The sequence below is a fragment of the Helicobacter salomonis genome (genome assembly GCF_900197775.1).
Taxonomy (GTDB): Bacteria; Campylobacterota; Campylobacteria; order Campylobacterales; family Helicobacteraceae; genus Helicobacter; species Helicobacter salomonis.
The window spans coordinates 1-1,192 of the sequence record NZ_FZMA01000049.1 but is presented as its reverse complement, the minus strand read 5'-3'; the positions used below and the strand labels follow the sequence as shown (position 1 = coordinate 1,192).

Annotated in this window: 1 protein-coding gene and 1 pseudogene; one reads left to right on the top strand and one right to left on the bottom strand. The window is 38.8% G+C overall.

The window, feature by feature from the left end:
• Positions 1-514 precede the first annotated feature (514 nt).
• On the bottom strand, positions 515-598 hold the full coding sequence (locus C6H04_RS08215; protein WP_233711886.1) for a helix-turn-helix domain-containing protein: 84 nt from the start codon (positions 596-598) through the stop codon (positions 515-517).
• A 132-nt stretch (positions 599-730) separates the two neighbouring features.
• On the opposite strand from C6H04_RS08215, the pseudogene tnpA reads away from it, so the two are divergent.
• A pseudogene (gene tnpA, locus C6H04_RS07185) lies at positions 731-970 on the top strand (IS200/IS605 family transposase); the annotation flags it as partial.
• Positions 971-1,192: the final 222 nt, after the last annotated feature.

Below are 1,192 nucleotides of genomic sequence, written 5' to 3'. Positions count from 1 at the left end.
TTTAGTGAGTTTAGTTTGTAGATTTTGGAAAAACTTTTTATATGGGTAGAACACGCCATTGCTGGCTATGACTAGAGACTCTAAACCCATATCTAAACCCACGGCTTTTTTGATAGTTATGGGTTTAGGTTCAGGCTTATTATCTTCATAGCTTACAGAAAGATAGTATATCTGTAATGCAAGAGATAAACCCCTGCTTGATAGTAGAGCTTTTAGGTAAAAATCTGTGGAATTTAGTTTTGGTAGTTTCGTTGAATTTGGGTAGTTTGACTTGATTATTTTGGTTATTTTGCAAATCCACTCTTAAGTGTTGCAGGACACAGAAAACCTGCTTGGCATGCTTTTAGACTTGAATTAGGGTAATTTGCTAACTTAGAAAAGAATTTATCAAAAGCTGTGCTCAGTTGCCTGAGTGCCATTTGCAAGCTTTGAGAGTTGCATTCACTTAAGATAAGAGTAAGCCTCTTGCTTTTTAAGGGGGGTGAGCACCTTTTGCATGCTGAAGTAATTTTCTCTAATGCGATGACGCGTATTGCTTTTGGCGGTATACTAAAAAGTAGTTATAGACCACCCTAGCACAGCCAAAATGTAACTGCATCGGTGCTTTTTGCTCAACACTAGGATAAATCCTAAACTTTATTGCTTTAAGCAATTCCCCACGCCTTAAGTATTTTGCATGGCTATAGCATAATTTTTAAAATATTTTTAAGGCACAGAGCTATGAAAAACTATCAACAAGAGCAACTACAATCTAAAAGCCCATTTGATTTTAGTGTGTCAATACAGAAAAAAGTTACTCGTAGGCGATGTGGCTATTTTTATAAAGTCTGTGCTTGAGGAGATAGAGGAAAGTTCAGATTTTATCATCATAGCAAGGCAAACCGACAAAGACCATCTACACCTCATGATTGAATATCTCCCTAGGGTGTCTATCAGTTTCATCATCATGCAGATCAAGGGGATGACTACTTGTGAACCGCCACTCCCTAAAGAGAGAAGCTTCCTAACTAACTTCAAACTAGCGTTTCTGAACTGAGAAAGACTTTGCTATGTATAGTCTGCAAGGCTAGTTTCTAACCCAAGAGACCTACAAACCCGCTGATGGGTAGCACATCATCATGCGCGAGAGAAACAGCTTGTAGAAGACGCACAAAATACTCTTGTGCAGGCAGTAAGTGAACCGCCCCTCACC

What these genes read in the sequence shown, in the direction of transcription:
- C6H04_RS08215 (WP_233711886.1), bottom strand. Translation starts at nt 598, where the DNA reads ATGCAGTTACATTTTGGCTGTGCTAGGGTGGTCTATAACTACTTTTTA.